19 protein-coding genes are annotated in these 17,444 nt (G+C 39.9%); 13 read left to right on the plus strand and 6 right to left on the minus strand.

Translation table 11 applies throughout. The features are described from left to right. The first annotated feature begins 8 nt into the window (after positions 1 to 8). Genes E2L03_RS08085 through rbsB form a run of 3 tightly spaced genes read left to right on the plus strand, consistent with a single transcriptional unit; the run spans position 9 to position 3,400 of the window. Entirely contained in the window at positions 9 to 1,508 is a 1,500-nt protein-coding gene (locus tag E2L03_RS08085; RefSeq protein ID WP_134258893.1) for a sugar ABC transporter ATP-binding protein, read from the plus strand. Then, positions 1,471 to 2,439 carry an ABC transporter permease subunit gene (locus tag E2L03_RS08090; RefSeq protein WP_371836659.1) on the plus strand — a complete coding sequence of 323 codons (969 nt, stop codon included), beginning with the start codon at positions 1,471 to 1,473 and terminating at the stop codon, positions 2,437 to 2,439. The genes E2L03_RS08085 and E2L03_RS08090 overlap by 38 nt, the downstream gene beginning before the upstream one ends. A gap of 22 nt (positions 2,440 to 2,461) precedes the next feature. After that, positions 2,462 to 3,400, plus strand: coding sequence for a ribose ABC transporter substrate-binding protein RbsB (rbsB, locus tag E2L03_RS08095; RefSeq protein ID WP_134258894.1), 939 nt, complete (start codon positions 2,462 to 2,464; stop codon positions 3,398 to 3,400). 104 nt (positions 3,401 to 3,504) lie between these two features. Here the strand turns inward: rbsB and E2L03_RS08100 are convergent, their stop codons facing one another. The 3 genes from E2L03_RS08100 to E2L03_RS08110 form a co-directional block, all read right to left on the minus strand. Further along, on the minus strand, positions 3,505 to 4,617 hold the full coding sequence (locus E2L03_RS08100) for a glycerol dehydrogenase (RefSeq protein WP_055737173.1): 1,113 nt from the start codon (positions 4,615 to 4,617) through the stop codon (positions 3,505 to 3,507). A 197-nt stretch (positions 4,618 to 4,814) separates the two neighbouring features. Continuing rightward, positions 4,815 to 5,456: an SOS response-associated peptidase gene (locus tag E2L03_RS08105; protein ID WP_134258895.1), complete on the minus strand. Its 642-nt coding sequence runs from the start codon at positions 5,454 to 5,456 to the stop codon at positions 4,815 to 4,817. 102 nt (positions 5,457 to 5,558) lie between these two features. Continuing rightward, positions 5,559 to 6,686, minus strand: a complete 1,128-nt coding sequence (locus E2L03_RS08110) for a S8 family peptidase (RefSeq protein WP_038476582.1) — start codon at positions 6,684 to 6,686, stop codon at positions 5,559 to 5,561. Positions 6,687 to 7,123: 437 nt separating this feature from the next. On the opposite strand from E2L03_RS08110, the gene E2L03_RS08115 reads away from it, so the two are divergent. After that, positions 7,124 to 7,453: a tRNA-binding protein gene (locus E2L03_RS08115; RefSeq protein ID WP_134258896.1), complete on the plus strand. Its 330-nt coding sequence runs from the start codon at positions 7,124 to 7,126 to the stop codon at positions 7,451 to 7,453. A gap of 394 nt (positions 7,454 to 7,847) precedes the next feature. Next, a complete protein-coding gene (locus tag E2L03_RS08120) occupies positions 7,848 to 8,375 on the plus strand; it encodes a GNAT family N-acetyltransferase (RefSeq protein ID WP_134258897.1) in 528 nt (175 codons plus the stop codon). Between the two features lie 61 nt (positions 8,376 to 8,436). Here E2L03_RS08120 and E2L03_RS20315 read toward each other — a convergent pair whose 3' ends face one another. Beyond that, positions 8,437 to 8,610, minus strand: a complete 174-nt coding sequence (locus tag E2L03_RS20315) for a hypothetical protein (RefSeq protein WP_158318481.1) — start codon at positions 8,608 to 8,610, stop codon at positions 8,437 to 8,439. A 239-nt stretch (positions 8,611 to 8,849) separates the two neighbouring features. Between E2L03_RS20315 and E2L03_RS08125 the strand changes: the two genes are divergently transcribed. From E2L03_RS08125 to E2L03_RS08140, 4 genes are all read left to right on the plus strand, one after another. After that, positions 8,850 to 9,278 carry a YhjD family protein gene (locus tag E2L03_RS08125; protein ID WP_038476589.1) on the plus strand — a complete coding sequence of 143 codons (429 nt, stop codon included), beginning with the start codon at positions 8,850 to 8,852 and terminating at the stop codon, positions 9,276 to 9,278. A 206-nt stretch (positions 9,279 to 9,484) separates the two neighbouring features. Beyond that, positions 9,485 to 10,645, plus strand: a complete 1,161-nt coding sequence (locus tag E2L03_RS08130; protein ID WP_038476592.1) for a dicarboxylate/amino acid:cation symporter — start codon at positions 9,485 to 9,487, stop codon at positions 10,643 to 10,645. Between the two features lie 109 nt (positions 10,646 to 10,754). Continuing rightward, the gene (locus E2L03_RS08135; RefSeq protein ID WP_095149512.1) at positions 10,755 to 11,141 is read left to right on the plus strand and encodes a YybH family protein; all 387 of its coding nucleotides are present in this window, start codon (positions 10,755 to 10,757) and stop codon (positions 11,139 to 11,141) included. Then, on the plus strand, positions 11,138 to 11,542 hold the full coding sequence (locus E2L03_RS08140) for a VOC family protein (RefSeq protein ID WP_038476598.1): 405 nt from the start codon (positions 11,138 to 11,140) through the stop codon (positions 11,540 to 11,542). Before E2L03_RS08135 ends, E2L03_RS08140 begins: the two co-directional genes overlap by 4 nt. A 38-nt stretch (positions 11,543 to 11,580) precedes the next feature. Here the strand turns inward: E2L03_RS08140 and E2L03_RS08145 are convergent, their stop codons facing one another. Further along, positions 11,581 to 12,195: a protein kinase family protein gene (locus E2L03_RS08145; protein ID WP_166740226.1), complete on the minus strand. Its 615-nt coding sequence runs from the start codon at positions 12,193 to 12,195 to the stop codon at positions 11,581 to 11,583. Positions 12,196 to 12,200: 5 nt separating this feature from the next. After that, on the minus strand, positions 12,201 to 12,530 hold the full coding sequence (locus tag E2L03_RS08150) for a hypothetical protein (RefSeq protein WP_134258899.1): 330 nt from the start codon (positions 12,528 to 12,530) through the stop codon (positions 12,201 to 12,203). A 182-nt stretch (positions 12,531 to 12,712) separates the two neighbouring features. On the opposite strand from E2L03_RS08150, the gene E2L03_RS08155 reads away from it, so the two are divergent. The 4 genes from E2L03_RS08155 (at position 12,713) to E2L03_RS08170 (ending at position 17,443) form a co-directional block, all read left to right on the plus strand. After that, on the plus strand, positions 12,713 to 13,630 hold the full coding sequence (locus E2L03_RS08155) for a DMT family transporter (protein ID WP_134258900.1): 918 nt from the start codon (positions 12,713 to 12,715) through the stop codon (positions 13,628 to 13,630). Positions 13,631 to 13,796: 166 nt separating this feature from the next. Next, complete coding sequence (locus E2L03_RS08160) at positions 13,797 to 15,227, plus strand: spore germination protein (RefSeq protein ID WP_134258901.1); 1,431 nt, start codon at positions 13,797 to 13,799, stop codon at positions 15,225 to 15,227. Between the two features lie 15 nt (positions 15,228 to 15,242). Beyond that, positions 15,243 to 16,328, plus strand: coding sequence for a GerAB/ArcD/ProY family transporter (locus E2L03_RS08165; RefSeq protein WP_038476607.1), 1,086 nt, complete (start codon positions 15,243 to 15,245; stop codon positions 16,326 to 16,328). Continuing rightward, the gene (locus E2L03_RS08170; protein WP_134258902.1) at positions 16,325 to 17,443 is read left to right on the plus strand and encodes a Ger(x)C family spore germination protein; all 1,119 of its coding nucleotides are present in this window, start codon (positions 16,325 to 16,327) and stop codon (positions 17,441 to 17,443) included. The genes E2L03_RS08165 and E2L03_RS08170 overlap by 4 nt, the downstream gene beginning before the upstream one ends. Position 17,444: the final 1 nt, after the last annotated feature.

Raw genomic sequence — 17,444 nt, forward strand, 5'->3', positions numbered from 1 at the left:
ACGAGCCTTTGATTGTTGAAATGAATCAAATCAGCAAGGCATTTAATGGGAATCAAGTGTTAAACGGTGTTTCTTTCACACTCGAAAAAGGTGAGATTCATGCCTTAATGGGTGAAAATGGTGCTGGAAAATCAACGCTGATGAAAATTCTAACAGGCATTTATCCGAGGGATAGCGGAGATATCATGGTAAAAGGAAAAAACGTTTCTTATACTCACCCTAAGGATGCTGAAGAAGATGGGATTACGGTTATTCACCAAGAATTAAATATCTTACCTGAATTAACAGTGGCGGAAAATTTATTTTTAGGGAATGAACAAACGGTTTGGAAAACAGGCTGGCTTAAAACGAAGGAGATGAATCGGCTAGCGGAGCAACAATTGGCTGATTTAGGGTTACGTGTAAAGGCAACGGAACGAGCAGGCAATTTGTCAGTCGGTAAACAACAAATTATCGAGATTGCAAAAGCGCTCATGACGGAAGCGGATGTCATTATTATGGATGAACCAACAGCAGCGTTAACAGACCGAGAAATTGATACGTTGTTTGAGGTCGTTCGAGGCTTACAGAAAAAAGGTGTAACGTTTGTTTATATTTCGCATCGAATGGAAGAGATTTTTGCCCTTTGTCAGCGTATTACGGTTTTAAGAGATGGAAACTATGTTGCAACAAAAGTGATCAAAGAAACCGATTTCGATGAGATTGTTCGTTTAATGGTGGGACGAGAGCTCGGTGGACGTTTTCCAGACTATGATTTACAGCCTGAAGAAGTGAAGCTAGCAGTAAAGGGAATCTCTCGTGAAGGTGAATTTGAGAACGTTACATTTGAAGTACGAGCCGGAGAGATTTTTGGTATAGCAGGATTAATGGGGGCTGGTCGTTCAGAGGTCGTTGAAAGTCTTTTTGGCTATCGGGGAATTGACAGCGGTTCAATGGAATTAGATGGTAGACCTGTTTCATTTAAAAAGCCAATTGATGCGATTGAGAAAGGGATTGGCTTTGTGTCTGAAGACCGAAAGTCAAAAGGGTTAATCGTTGATTTCTCTATACGTGATAACATTAGCCTGACAAATTTGAATGCGGTTTCAACATCGGGAATGATGCAACGTACGAAGGAACAACAACTTTACGAGACGTTGGTAACGAAGCTTGGTGTACGTACGTCAGGACCACATCAGCAGGCGAAATCACTAAGCGGAGGCAATCAGCAGAAAGTGGTAATCGCGAAGTGGCTTGGGATTAAACCAAAAGTACTTATTTTAGACGAGCCAACTCGAGGTGTTGATGTTGGGGCTAAAAAAGAAATTTACACCATTATGAATGAATTAGCAAAACAAGGTGTCGCAATCATTATGGTGTCTTCTGAATTGCCAGAAGTGATTGGGTTAAGTAGCCGTGTTGGCGTCATGTTTGAAGGAAAGATGTTAACCATTTTACACCGAGACCAATTATCAGAAGAAGCCATTATGCATGAAGCCACTGGAGGAGAAAAACATGTTCGACAATAAAAAAGCAAAAGCGCTTGCGGCAACATTAGGGCCGTTTATTGGTTTGTTTTTAATTATTCTTGTTATTAGTATCTTAAATCCAAGCTTTTTATCTACTGCAAATCTCTTAAACGTGTTACGCCAAGTGTCTATAAATGCTTTGATTGCATTTGGTATGACCTTTGTAATTTTAACAGGAGGAATTGATTTATCTGTAGGTGCAATCCTTGCATTTTCCGGAGCGGTAACGGCGACCTTGCTCGCTTCAGGTGTCGATCCAGTTTTAGCCATCCTGGTAGGGTTACTAGTAGGTGCCATTCTCGGTGCTATTAACGGCATTATTATTGCAAAAGGAAAGGTAGCTCCTTTTATTGCAACACTTGCTACAATGACTATTTATCGCGGCGCCACACTTATGTTTACAGATGGTCGTCCAGTTTCTGGTTTAGGAGATTCAACCTTATTCCAAATGATTGGTGGTGGGTACTTTTTTGGTATTCCAATGCCTGCTATTACCATGCTCATTAGTTTTGTTATTCTGTATCTTATTCTGAAGAAAACAACGTTCGGTCGCAGAGTTTATGCAGTAGGTGGAAATGAAGAGGCTTCCATTTTGTCAGGAATAAAAGTTGATCGCATAAAAATTTATGTGTACTCATTAACCGGTTTTTTGGCAGCGGTTGCAGGGGTGATATTAACATCTCGTTTAAATTCTGCACAGCCTACAGCAGGTACGATGTATGAGCTTGATGCCATTGCCGCTGTTGTGTTAGGTGGTACGAGCTTGACAGGAGGAAGGGGTTGGATTGTTGGTACACTGATTGGTGCGCTCATTATTGGCGTATTAAATAATGGACTGAATTTACTTGGTGTTAGTTCGTTTTTCCAACAAGTTGTAAAAGGAAGTGTCATTTTACTCGCAGTCTTACTAGACCGCAGAAAAACAGCTTAATTAAACTAAGGGAGAGATTAGGATGAAAAAAGTAAGTCTAACAATCGCAACAATGGGTTTAGCAGCATTTCTTGGAGCATGTTCAATAGATTCACCAGGATCAGACGATGCGAATAACAGCAATGGCACTGGAGAAGGAGAGGAGAATGGAGAATTCACTGTTGGCTTGTCGATTTCAACTTTAAACAATCCGTTCTTTGTTACATTAGAAGATGGTGCTATTGAGAAGGCGGAAGAGTTAGGTATTCAAATTGAAACAGTAGATGCACAAGATGATAGTTCAAAACAAGTGAATGATGTAGAAGACCTCATTCAGCGTGGTGTTGATTTAATTCTTATTAACCCAACGGATTCTTCTGCGGTAGCAGCTGCTGTTCAATCAGCCAACAATGCTGGTATTCCAGTCATTACAGTTGACCGAGCTGCTGAAGGTGGAGATGTTGTGACCCACATTGCTTCTGATAACATAGCTGGTGGGGAGATGGCTGGTGACTATTTACTTGAGCTTGTAGGAGAAGGAGCACAAGTAGCTGAACTAGAAGGAATTCCAGGTGCTTCTGCTGCTCGTGAACGAGGAGAAGGGTTCCACAACATTGCCGAAGAATCACTTGATGTGGTCACAAGCCAACCTGCAAACTTTGATCGTGCAGAGGGGTTAACGGTAATGGAAAATATTCTTCAAAGTAACCCGGATATTGTCGGTGTATTTGCTCATAATGATGAAATGGCTTTAGGTGCATTAGAAGCGATTTCAGCAGCTGGACGAGATGATATTGTTGTTGTTGGATTTGATGCAACCGATGATGCAGTTGCCTCTGTGGAAACGGGTGGACTTGCAGGTACCATTGCTCAACAGCCAATCCGAATTGGTGAAGAAGCTGTACAAGCGGCGTACTCTGTATTAAATGAGGAAGCAATTGACGAGTTTATCCCGGTAGAGCTCGAGTTAATACGTCAATAAAATGAATGGATACCCCTTTAACGAAAGGTTAGAGGGGTATTTTTTTACAAAAAAAGCGCTACAATCAGAAGTCTAGCATGAGACAACTGACGTAGCGCGTCGTTTTATGAACGATGTTCACGATAGGCAATGGAATACTGATCGGCAGCGATCATAGCATCAACAACATCATCAACGCTAGGGACACTTGGCATATTATGGCTGCTTTCTCCTTCTTGAAGTGCGGTTTCAGCTACTTTCTTTAACTGCTCGCGATCAATGTCTTCAATGTGAAGGTCTTTAAATGTCGTAGGCAATTCTAGTTGTTGAAGAAGAGAGATATAGCGATTTACTTCTTCTTTATCACGAGCTTCATAAGCGAGCTGCGTTAATATGCCAAAAGCAACTTTTTCACCATGACTCTTTTTATGAATGTCGCCATCTAATACGGTAAAGCCATTGTGAACAGCGTGGGCAAGGGCTAGTCCAGCACTTTCAAAGCCAAGTCCACTTAGCAACGTATTAGCTTCCACAATTTGCTCAAGGGCATACGAAACCACTTGGCGTTTGTTTGACTCGTAAGCGAGTAAACCATATTCAAACAAGGTTTGCTCACACTTCTCAGCAATCGCTTTACCGGCAATCGTTGCTTGTCCGCCTGCCATTGTCGTACCTCTTGCTTCTAAGCTCGCTCTTGCTTCTACCCAAGTAGCTAAGGCATCTGCAATGCCGGCAGCAAGGAAATGAGGCGGTGCTGCTGCAATGATCGCCGTGTCGAGCAACACAAGGTCTGGGTTTTTGTTATAAAAACGATAACGTTCGAAAACACCTTCATCTGAATAAATAACAGAAAGAGCACTGGTTGGTGCGTCAGTGGATGCCGTTGTCGGAATGACTGCACAGGCAGCACCTTCTAAAGAATCACGAACACCTTTTGCTGTATCGAGGGTTTTTCCGCCACCGACTCCTACAATAATATCGATGTTATTACGACTTGCTTCCTTGCTAATACGTTCAATTTCTTTCGCAGAAGCTTCACCCTCGAACGTCACTTCTGTTACAGCTAAATCATGTTCTTTAAGGCTCCCTAAAACGCGATTACCTGCAATTTCCCATACGTTTTTGTCTGCAATGATCATTGCTTTCTTTCCAAGTTGAGAAATATATTCTCCTGCTTTATCTAGAGTATGACGACCTTGAACATACTTACTAGGGCTGATAAATATTTTTTCACTCATGTTCTTTCACTCCTATAATGTAGCTTTTAATGCTAAGATTCCCCGACAATCAGAGAAGTAAACAAGGAAAATGATCGAAAAAACATGCAATGAGTCAAACGTTTTTTAAAGTAAGCATGTAAGGAAACGTTTTTGTTCCCGATTAGCTTAGATGGAAAGGGATTAGGAGAACAAACAATAAGCGAAAAAATGCTGTTTTAAATCGTTGAAAGAAGTCCGCTCTCCTTGCTGTTTTGATGATTTATGTTTTGTAAAGTAAAGGAGTTTCGTTCTGCTGGTAGTAGTAAGCTCATTAGCTGAGGTTGGTTAGTAATACTAGAATCAAGCCATGCTTGGCGGTTTCCTTCTTTTAATAACACTGGCGCGCGATGGAATGGTAAACCTTTAATAAGAGTCGTAATAATCGTGCAAGAGTAAATGGTTTGGTTTGATTCTAGGTTTTTCCACGTATCCCATAGGCCTGCAAAAGCCATGACTTCCTTGTGATGAAGTTCAACTTTGTAAGGTTGCTTTGTGCCATTTTTTGTTTGTCGCCACTTATAAAAGCAACTAGCAGGGATAATGCAACGATTTTCTGGGAGTAAGAATTTAAAACTCCTTTTTAATTCAATTGTTTCAGCCCGAGCATAAGCCATTTTGTCCCCGACTCCTTCGTGCCTTGCCCAATAAGGGATGAGCCCCCAACGCATGTAGGATGCCTGTTGTTCTTTATTGTCTGAGATTGTCAAGATTTTTTGGGAAGGGGAAACGTGGCATGATTGACTAATGGAAGGGAAGGGTCGTTCAAATACCGTCTCTAACTCCTCAATGGAATGATAAAGAGCAAAATGGTTATACATAATTCACCTCTACAATAGGGTGCTCTTAGTTTTTCCATGTATGCTTCTTTTAAACAAAAAACGCGCAGGAATAGATACTATTCCCTACGCGCATACGTCCTTCTATTGAACGGCATTTTCAACATTCAGTAAGCCACTACCAAAGCGGAACGAATCGCCAAGATCATTGGCTGTATCGTTTAAATGGCCTCGTATTTGTTCGTTTGTCCAGCTTGGATTTTTTTGTTTAACGAGTGCTGCGGCACCTGCAACATGTGGAGCAGCCATAGATGTGCCGCTTAAGCTGTCATAACCTCCACCTGGGTACGTACTTTCTACACCAACGCCAGGTGCGACTAAATCGAGTCCCTCTCCATACTGTGAGAAGCTAGCGAGACTATCCGACTCGTCGGTAGCGCCAACAGCCATTGCATGATCATAACGAGCTGGATATCCTAATGAACTTGTCCCAGAATTCCCTGCTGCTGCTACTACAAGCACACCGCTATCTGTGGCATCATTAACCGCTTGCTCTAATGTCTGACTAGGAGAGGGGCTTCCTAAACTTAGATTGGCTACATCAATATTGTTTTCTGCTGTCCACTCTAACCCTTGCGCAATCGAACTAATCGATCCTGATCCAGAAGCACTTAAGACTTTTACTGCAAAAAGATCAACGTCTGGCGCAACACCCAATACCCCTTGATCATTATCTAACGCTGCAATCGTACCTGCTACATGAGTACCGTGTCCATTTCCATCATCTGACCCACTTTCGCCTGGTACAAAACTAACGCCACCTTGTATATTTAAGTCAGAGTGTGGATCAATTCCTGTATCAAGGACTGCTACACTTACACCACTGCCTGTAAATCCTGAGGCTTGTGCAGCTGGCGTGCCAATTCTTTCGATTCCCCATGGAATGCTTTGTGCCATCGTTGTCACTTCTTGATCCTCTTCAATATAGGAAATACTCTCTTCATTTTTGAGTTCAGCCATCTCTTCTTCTGTCATTTCTACTGCAAGAACAGGAATCTCCTTAAATTCGTACGTTACATCAATCGCATCATCTGCTTGTGTGCGAATCTCTTCTGCTAAATTTGTTGTAAATTGCTCCACTTCCTGAGGTTCATCAAAGCCAATTAAATAAGATTTTTTTTCCTCTGCTGCTTCTGAAATGGATGGTGTTCCTATTAAAGCAATGGTTGCGACTGCTGTTCCTGCAATTAATACGTGTGTTCTTTTCTTCATTCGGTAACGCCTCCTATTCAAAATGGGTTGTCCATTACGATAGCACGCAATGAACCTCCTTTTTATTGGGAAACATGAATCGATAAAAAGGTATTTATTGAATAAGGAGGAAAGGATAATTAAGAAGAATGAACTAAATAAGCCGTCATATAAGTCTTTTTATATTGGGAAAGTTATTAATAAATCGTTTCACGATGAATCGATAAAAGGTAGATAAACATACATACTTCTTAAAGTTTTAAACAACTTTTCTAAATGATGAAATTTATGGAAATAACGTAAGTGTATATCACCATACTTGTTACAAAGATGAAAGGTTTTTTGGTGTACATACGGGATTTTTGTCATTATTGTCATCGTTGTTTAACGGTTGATACACCATTGTCATCTCTGTTGTTGTGGTAAAATGACATGTATTTAGTTGAAGGAGGATCATAATGGCGACAATTGATACATTTAAAGAACTAGATATTCGTGTAGGCACCATTGTTCATGCAGAGTTTTTTGCAGAAGCAAGAAAACCCGCTATTAAATTGAAAGTAGACTTAGGGGATGTAGGTGTAAAAGCATCCTCTGCACAACTAACGAAGCGATATGAAACAGCGGATCTAATAGGAAAGCAGGTATTGGCGGTGGTGAATTTTCCATCCATGAACATCGCAGGTTTTACATCAGAAATCCTTGTGCTCGGAGCCGTTCCGAATAAGGAAGATGTAGTGCTTATTCAACCGGAAGTCGCGGTTGCAAATGGAACAAGAGTAGGCTAATGGTTTTAAATGAAACCACATAAAATTACTTAAAGATTGTGGATAAAACATTCCGCAAACAACAATGTTATCCACATTTAACCGTATACATCCACATGAATATGTGGAAAACACTAGATTTATCCACAAAACAGAAAGTATTTCTGTGAATATTGTATTTAAGTGATATTAAGTGTTTTTTAAATTTGCTTAAATATCATTACAAAAAACGCTTAATCACTTATAATAGAAGAAGAGGGACCTTGTTCCTTTTGTCTCAAGCCTGAGAAGAGTGGCTCTCATCAGCACTCTTCGGGTGATTGAGCATGGTGATTTGCGACAGGGCGCTTTTTTTTATACTATAAAAGGGAATCGTTCGCTCACGCGTGCGAAATACTTGTGTTGGTTGAGGTACATGGACATCATGTTAAGAGTACTTAATAAGGAGCAATTTGACGAATTGTATCAGCTGTTTTTGGAAAGCTTTCCTGTGGATGAGTTTAGACCTTATGAAGCACAGTTAGCGCTAGTAGATCAGGAAAACTATCGCGTATATGTCTTTGAACAGGAGCAAACCATTGCTGCTTTTTTTGCAATCTGGGAAACAGATGAGTTTGTTTTCTTAGAGCATTTTGCAGTTAGAGAGCGCTATCGAAATGGTGGCTTAGGAGGAACGTTGCTACAGGAATTACTGAAAATGGTTCAGAAGCGAGTCTTTATTGAAGTAGAGCCGCCAGATGATGAATTAAAGCAGCGGCGGGTGGCTTTTTATGAGAGGAATGGGTTTCATTTCAGTGCCTATGGGTACATTCAACCGGCGTTAGCGGATGGCCGTCAGCCTATACCGTTAAATGTTATGGCTTACCCAGGAGAGATGGATGAGAATCAATTTTATTTATTTAAAAATTGGATTTTCACAGAGGTTTATGGAAATAGCAAATAGAAGCTATATGAAACGATGACCACGATTCTTTTAAAGAGGAGTGGTTTTTTTTATGTAAACATTAGTGTGATTCACTTATGCGTAACGTTCTGTCATCGCAAGAAATCACTCGCTTTGTTTCTATCAGTTTCGACTGGATGTACAACTGTTGTTTTGATAATGTTCGTATATCTTTACGTTTTGAGTCGACTTCGTATTTCGGTATCTCAGTAAAGTGAATATTCTTTTTGTCCATAAGAATCGCTCCTTTAACTATAGATAGGGTTGTTATACTTCTGTCTAATCATGAATAAAGTGCTGTCATTGTATCAATCTTAGGGGCAATATACAAGAACCTCTCTGACTTTACATGATTTCCAATAAAGATCCGTTGTTTATGTAATGTTCTTTCATCACTCTACGAAAATGGAAACATTATCCTCTAGTATAGAGAATATACGTTCGTATATACTACTAACAACTGGAGGAATCGTCATGAAAAAACAACCATGTGAAAAAGATCTATTCGATATAGAGATTGCTAAGGAAACAGAAGATCCAATTGTGCTAACTGTAAGAACTTTTTTATTCACAAAAATGGTGAAGGAAATCCTTCATAAACAACTATGCCGTTTAGAGGAAAATGAGAACCTCGTTCAACGATCTTCATACTATAGCTGGCTTCGACGCATAATGAATGTCATTAGTAAAGATTTGTATGAAATAAAACGCTATTTAAAAACAGAGGGGGTTCAAGTCAGTGAGGAACCCGTTGAAGTGACAAGAAGCTACTTGAATTGGCTCTATTGGCATAAAGGAAGAATGGCCTATACTGGTGGGACACCTTCACGCTTAAAACAGTGTTTGAAGGAACGGCTTGGTCACTATACTCAGCTAGAAAGAGAGATCAGTAAAGGTGGATAACGAGTCGCGCTGTCCTTTCGACGAAGCTTTAAGCACCACACTGGAAGCACTCAATGAGGATGAACTATGGCAAGAGATTTTCATCGTTCAAAAAAAGAAAGAAGAACAACAGATTAACAAAAAAAGACAATAGCTTTACCGTTATGTCCGTGCTATAATGACAAACATCCTTTGTATAAATACAGAATGGTTGAGGGAGAGAGAGAATGAAGTTAATTTTGCGTTTGTTAATAGGGATTGCTGTAGGAATTATCATTGGACTTGTTGCAAATGAATGGACTGCTCGACTTATGGTGACGATCAGTGATATTATTGGCAGCTTTATTTTCTTTATGGTCCCGCTTATTATTATCTTTTTTATTGCTGCTGGGATTGCGAACCTTGGTAAAGGGGGAGGGAAATTACTTGGGTCTACAATTGGCATTGCTTATTTATCAACAGTTTTAGCTGGAACCTTTGCAGTTTCTGTAGCGATGTTTGTCTTTCCCCTAATTGGGCTTTCAGGATCAGAAGCGGTAGCGCCAGAAGGATTAAGTGGATTTATTGAATTTGAAATTGAGCCGATCGCTGGAGTGTTAACGGCTTTAGTTCTGGCGTTTGTTTTTGGAGTAGGTATCGCAGCTACTGAAGCTACTTCTTTTAAACGCGTCATTGATGAAGGTCAAAGCATGATTGAAATGATTATTCGAAAAGCCATTATTCCGTTACTGCCATTTTATATTGCGGGTGTTTTAGCAGAGATGGCGTACGAAGGAGCAGTCTTTGAAACACTTGGAGTGTTTGGAGTTGTACTTGCTCTTGCTGTCAGTATGCATTTGATTTGGTTAGTTATTCAATACACAGTTGCTGGAATTGTAAATAAAGAAAATCCATTTCGATTAATGAAAAACATGGTTCCCGCTTACGTTACAGCGCTTGGGACAATGAGTAGTGCAGCGACTATTCCTGTAACTGTTAACGCAGTGAAGAAAAATCGAATTAAAGACTCAATTGCTGATTTTGTAGTACCGTTATGCGCCAATATTCATTTATCAGGGAGTACGATCACGATACTAACAGCTGCTACAGCTGTAATGTACATGATGCCAGGTCTTGAGTTCCCTGGTTTTGTTGGAATGATTCCAGTTATTCTTATGCTAGGTATTATTATGATTGCCGCACCTGGTGTACCAGGTGGAGCTGTAATGGCGGCCGTTGGTATTCTTTCTTCTATGTTAGGATTTAATGAAGCTGCTATTGCCTTAATGATTGCTTTGTATCTTGCACAGGATAGTTTTGGGACAGCGACAAATGTGACAGGTGATGGTGCCATTGCACTTATTATGAATGGAAAAGAACAGGGTAATTCTGATAGGGATGCAGCATAGAATATGTCGTACTGTAGTAGACCAAGATGGGAAAGAGCCCTCTTGGTTTTTTTGTCTATACGGAATGTATGTTCTGTGATAATGTATACATAAAAAGGATGAGTGCCACATGCATTATGAGCAAGCATTAGAACGTTACATAAAGGCAACAAACACACATTGTTTTAGTGAAGTAGAAAAAGTGTTACATTCTGAAGCTGTTTTTTGGTTTACGAATCGAAGTTGCGTTACTCGAAAAGACATACAAACGTTTTTTGAGTCAGCGTGGGAACAGATTAAAGAAGAAGTGTATGGAGCAACAGAGGTGAAGTGGTTGATGACAACGGAACAAGCTGCGTTATGCACCTATACGTATACCTATCAAGGCTATCAAGATGGGACATTTGTATCAGGAAAAGGACGAGCAACAAATGCATTTGTTTTGGAAAAGGGGGAGTGGAAGCTGATTCACGAGCACTTGAGTGCAATGCCCCAAGTAGCGGGGGATAAAAAGTGAAGACTGGATTACTCCATCATATAGAGCTATACGTTACAGACCTGCCTAAGAGTGTGACTTTTTGGGGCTGGTTGTTAGAAGAATTAGGGTATGAAGCTTTTCAAGAGTGGGAACAAGGGAAGAGTTGGAAGCTAGGAGAGGCATACATCGTTTTTGTTCAGGTTGAAGAGAAATACCGCCATACTCCCTATCATCGAAAACAGGTCGGTTTAAATCATCTAGCCTTTCATGCAGCATCAAAAGCACATGTAGATGACATGACTAGTCGTTTAAGAGCTAGGCAAGTGCCTATACTCTATGAAACGAAACATCCATTTTCAGGAGGGCGTGACCATTACGCTGTGTACTTTGAAGATCCAGATCGAATAAAGGTAGAGCTAGTGGCTCCGAAAACCGAGTAATTCCCTATATAAAAAAAGGAGCATTAGAGAGCTCCTTTTTATTGTTGTGTAGCTCGATAAATAGATGCCACTAGATTCATCATCCATCGAGGCACTTTACTTGGAAAGTACGCTCTATGATAGTGTTTGTAATAGCCTGCCTTTAAATCATTCCACTGATAGCAAGGTTTTGTTTGGGAAAAGCGGGCAATATCGATAATATGAACACGATTCTCTTTTGTCACAAGTAAATTGTGGAGATGAATATCGGACGGATTCAGCCCTTGCCTCTTCGCATAAGAAAGAGCTTGATCGACTTGATGTACATAATCAGGGAGAATGGGAATGCCTTCTTCTAGACATTGAAAAAATGTTCGTCCATCAATATAGTCAATGACAAGATAATTTGAACCACTCTCATAAAGTGTTGGATAATAAGAGCTCTCTTTTACCTTCCTATAATTGTGTTGTTCCTGTTCTGCGATGGTTTCGTATGGCGGATAAAATACCTTTATTACAAGAGGTTCTTCTTTTAGTTTAAAGGCTGTAGCGCTTCTTCCAATTCCGCAAATGGTTAAGTCTGGATGATGGGCCTTTACATGATACTTCGACTTATTTTTTTGGAAGACAATCGTTTTGGCATATGTTTCATATAAGGTAATGGAACTTGGCATCATCCTTACTTTAACCCTTTTCGTTTTTTAAGTTCTTTTTTTACAAGTGGAATAATGTGCTTTTGAGCTTGTTTTATCCCTTGCCGTACCGCTTGTGATTTTAGAAGCTTCATCAATTTACCCATATGGTATTCTCCTTTAATGGTGGCGGCAAAGGGTAACAAAAAAGACCTTTGCCCACCAGAATGGACAAAGGTCTCGCAAGCAACAATAACGTTGCCAGTAGTGCCGAGGATTTCTCCTGTAATGACGACAGCTACTATTATGCTACTCCCCTTTGGGATTTCGTTTTCGATGTTTTCACCAAGTATAGCTTCCTGTTCTAAGGTTTTCAACGATATCCACAACTTCTCATCATTTCTCGTCAGTAAATAGAAACATAGCCGAAATCATCCACACATTCTTTAAAAAATATTTACATAACAAAAAAGGGAGGTACGTGTGAAGAGCTGGAAAAAAGCAACTGACGTAAAACGGCATGCTAGAATAAACCTACAAAGAATGGAGGGAAGCTTATATGCGTTCACGCTACATCTATGGTGCTACCATTTTAGGAGCCGCTTGTTGGGGCTTAATCGGTCTTTTCATTGCTCCCTTATATAAGGCAGGATTTACATCGTGGGATGTTGTGACGATACGAGTTGTGTGTACGTTTGTTCTCTTAAGCGGAATAATGATGGCCTTTTATCGAGAGCAACTAAAGGCTCATTGGAAAGATCACATCTTCTTTGCATCTGCTGGTATCATTAGCATCGTGTTTTTTAATTATTTCTATTTTGACGTGTTTTCTAAATCAAGTCTATCCGTTGCTGTAACGTTGCTTTATACAGGGCCAGTATTTGTTACGCTTTTATCGCGTCTCTTTTTTAAGGAACCATTGACGTGGCGTAAAGTAATGGCTCTTGGATTAGCTGTACTCGGTTGTGCATTCGTGGTTGGTTTCTTTCCAGTTGGTCAACAAGAAGTTTCGTTACATCTATTAGGGTTTGGCTTATTGTCTGGTTTTTTTTATGCGCTGTATAGTATTGTGACAAAGCCTGTTACTAGAAAGTTTTCTGTTATGACAATAACAACATACGTGTTTTTTTACGCAAGTGTATGTATGGTGTTGAGTAGCAATACCATTCAAAAAGGGTCCTTATTTTTAAATGTGGAAGTGTTAATGAGCGCCTTCTTGCTGGCGTTGATCTCAACAGTAGCTGGTTATGTTTTCTATACCATCGGCTTGAAGCATTTAGAAGCAAGTAGAGCATCCATTCTAGCAACGGTAGAACCTCTTGTAGCGGTTATGACGGGTCTGTTCTTTTTAGGAGAAGAGTTAACGTTTTGGCAAATCGTTGGGATACTCTTTGTGCTTTATGCGGCTGTTTTAGTCGTAGAACGAAAGAGGGAGCCTAAAAGTGTGCGGGATTCAATAAGAAACAAACATGCTTAATGACTCTATGTGAAACGAAGGCGTAAGGCATTTATAAACTAGCGAAACCTGTTCACATTACCAATACGGTAGTGTGTTTTTTTATGTTCTCATTCGAAAAAAGCAGTTTCTGCATAACTACGGTCTTTTTTGTGAAAATTAACGGTACTAAGGAAGGGAACTGTTTATGAAAACGTTAACTGAAATCGAATCTTTCTTTCGGCAAGAGCTTCATCATTCAAGCGATGTGGTAAGACGACCGATGAAGATTCAAGGCGAGCAAGGTATCCTTATTTATTTAGATACAATGGTAGATGAAAAGTGGTTAGAGCAAGTTTTGTATCAATCATTTATGCAAAAAGAGGCGCTTTCTCTTTCAGCTATAGAAAGTCAAGTGAACGTATCTATGGAAAGGCTGCATTCAGCAGAAGCGTGCTTGCCTCTATGTTGGACTGGTCACGCCATTCTTGTGTTTGGCTCTTCATCCTTTCAATTTCTTGCGCTGAAGACACCAACTACACAGAACCGATCCATTGAAGAGCCCATTAATGATCGTGCTTTACGAGGTTCCCATGATGGATTTATTGAAGACTTGACGACCAATTTAAGCTTAATTCGTAAAACCGCACGAATCGAAGACCTTGTTATTCAAACCCAAGTGGTTGGTCAATCGGTAAAAAAAGAAGTCGCAATGGTTTACATTGAAGGAAGAGCGGATCCAACGATTGTGAAAGACATAAAAGAGAAGCTAAGCAATATAAAGCAAGATATGATTAGCTCGCCAGGAACGCTAAATGAACGATTACAAGGAGCAAAGAAAACGTTTTTCCCGCAGATTCTGTATACAGAGCGTCCTGATTCAACGGTTGGGAATCTGGCAGAGGGTAGAATTGTCTTATTAATTGAAGGAAACCCAACAGCATTAATTTTGCCTGTATCGTTTTTTAGTTTTATGCAGTCTGTTGATGATTACAATGTCCATTTTGTTTTAGGGAGTTTTTTAAGGCTAGTAAGAATGATTGCTTTACTCATCTCGATTTTGCTTCCTTCTTTGTATATTTCTCTTGTGGCATTTCACTTTGAAATTATTCCACAACCATTAATCATATCGGTAAAAAGTTCACTACAGAACATTCCGTATCCTCCCCTTGTGGAGGCGTTAATTATGGAGTTTACTATTGAATTGATTCGTGAAGCAGGATTACGGCTTCCTGCCCCAATTGGTCAAACCATTGGCATTGTTGGAGGGTTAGTTATTGGTGAAGCCGTGGTTAATGCAGGGTTAGTATCAAATATCATGATTATCGTAGTGGCTGTTACAGCTATATCCTCCTTTGTTATTCCGAGCCCAGAGATGAGTTCAGTCATAAGATTATCACGTTTTCCGCTTATGATTTCGGCAGCGACATTTGGGTTAATTGGGGTGGTTTTAACGTTTTTTGTCATTTTAATGCATTTAATTAAACTGGAATCTTTTGGTACTCCTTATTTAACACCCATTGCTCCTTTTAATAGAAAAGGGCTTAAGGATGCCATTATGCGCTTCCCAGTTTGGCTTATTCAACGTCACACGGATACGTCTTCAAGCCATCCCTTAAACGGAGATCAAAAAAAATAAGAAAGGACTCTCACTATGGAGCAAGCCCCAATATTAGGAAAGACACAACTCTATTGGTTTTTTATGCACGCTCAAATTGGTGTTGGTCTTTTTTCACTACCAAATCATATTTATCAGTTTGCCAAGACAGATGGATGGCTTTCCTTATTACTTGCAAGTGTCATTGTTCAAATAGTTCTTTATTGCTTGTATATCATACACAAACGGTATCCCCATGATTCGCTTTTTAAAGTTTGTGAAAAAGTTTGTGGGAAATGGATAGGGAAGTTTATTGTTCTGTTATTCATCGTCTACTTTATCTTAATAGCAGGACTCGTCTTAAAAGGATTTACGCAGCTTATAGCAATCTGGATTTTAAACAAAACCCCTGAACCTGTTTTTATGTTTCTCTTTTTGTTAGCTTGTGTACCGATGTTATTTTCAACACTTAAATCCATTGGCCGTATGCTCGTTCTGACAGCACCAATTGTCCTCACCATTCCAGTTATGGTCGGGTATGCCTTTATTTATGGGGATTATTTAAATCTATTGCCGCTAGGAGTAGCTGATTTCTCAGCAATTTTAAAGGGTGTACTTGCTTCCATGTTCTCGATAAACGGCTTTATTGTGGTGGCGGTTGTTTTCCCCCATGTGAAAGGAACGCCAAAGGAGAAGTTTAAAATAGTATCAGCAGCCCATTGGACGGTAGCACTTATTTATACGATTGTGCTGCTCACTTCATTTCTCACTTTTAGTCATGGGGAAATGAAACTTCTACCTGAGCCTTATTTGTATATGATCAAATCGTTCTCGCTAACCATAATCGAGAGGCTAGATTTAATTTTTCTGTCCTTTTGGTCTATTAGTATTATTACAACGTACGTCATCTTTGTTTACTGCGGTACAATCGGAGTGATGGACTTTCTGCAAACGACGCGTTATCGTCTTATTGCCATCACGCTTCTAATCCTAACCTTTACCATTGAATTTTTGCCTACTTCTATTAACGAGTTTAGCCAAATGGTCACGTACATTAATAAGCCAAGTGCATATTTAACTTTTTTGCTCCCTCTCTTATTGGTGCTTTTATCAAGTGTGAGAAAAAAGGAGCGGCCATTATGAAAAAACAAATATTACTAATGATAACGTTATGTTTATTAACTGGGTGCTGGGATGAGCGACTTGTGAAAGACATTAATCTCATTTATTCACAGGCGCTGGATAAGACGGATGAAGGCTTAATTGAAACAACCATCGTCACAATTGGTGGCGCTCCAAATGAAAGTGGAGCTCAAGTGAGCACGCAAAAGCCGGCTGTTATCTCTGCGGTTGGGAACACACCTCGTGATAGTCGAATGAATTTAGATCGAAAGGTGTCCGGGGAATTATATGCCTCCAAGAACCGGGTGACACTTTTAAGTCAAGAGCTTGCCGAGGATAATATTTATTCGTTGCTTGATGTCCATTTTCGGTCACCTATCTCAACAACGAATGCTCGCTTAGCTGTAGTAGAGGGTGATGCAAAGAGAGCGTTGCATGTGAAAGTGGCCGAAACGCCACTAATTAGTAATTATTTAGGGGATTTGCTGTTAGGGTTAGAGGAAGTGGAATCAATTCCAAAAGCATCGATGGAAGACGTGCTAAGCTCCTTGTTTGATAAGGGAACAGACTTCGTCTTACCCCTAATGCATGTTATTGACCATGAGAATGTTGCATTAGATGGAGTAGCGTTATTTGATAACGACCATATGAGCGGAAGTATAAATGCTGACCAAACATTGCGGTTATTGCTAATGGATATAGACAGGAGGGTACCACGACGTTTTAATACACGTGTAACAGACAATGAAGAAAGGCGAGTCAATAATTACGTGACTATTGATGTTGAAGAAAAAAATAGAACGCTAAAAATAAAAAAAGAGGCTCCTAAACAATTCTCTGCTCACATTAATCTTGATTTACTATTAAATGTAGTGGAGTACCCAAAAGATACACTGTATATTGAGGAAAACATTATAAAATTAAACGAAGAAATACAAAAACAGTTGCAATTCGAGTGTGAAGAAGTACTGCGAATCATTCAAGAAGCAAACTGCGATTATTATGGGATTGGCAAGCATATCCGTGCACATCATTATAAAGATTGGGAAGCGATGAATTGGGAGGAAGACTATGCCAACATCCCACTCACCGTCTCGGTTCAGACAAAAGTCGTTTACCATGGTATTATCAATTAAT

Source organism: Shouchella oshimensis (assembly GCF_004375095.1).
In the GTDB taxonomy this organism is placed as follows: Bacteria; Bacillota; Bacilli; order Bacillales; family Bacillaceae_D; genus Shouchella; species Shouchella oshimensis.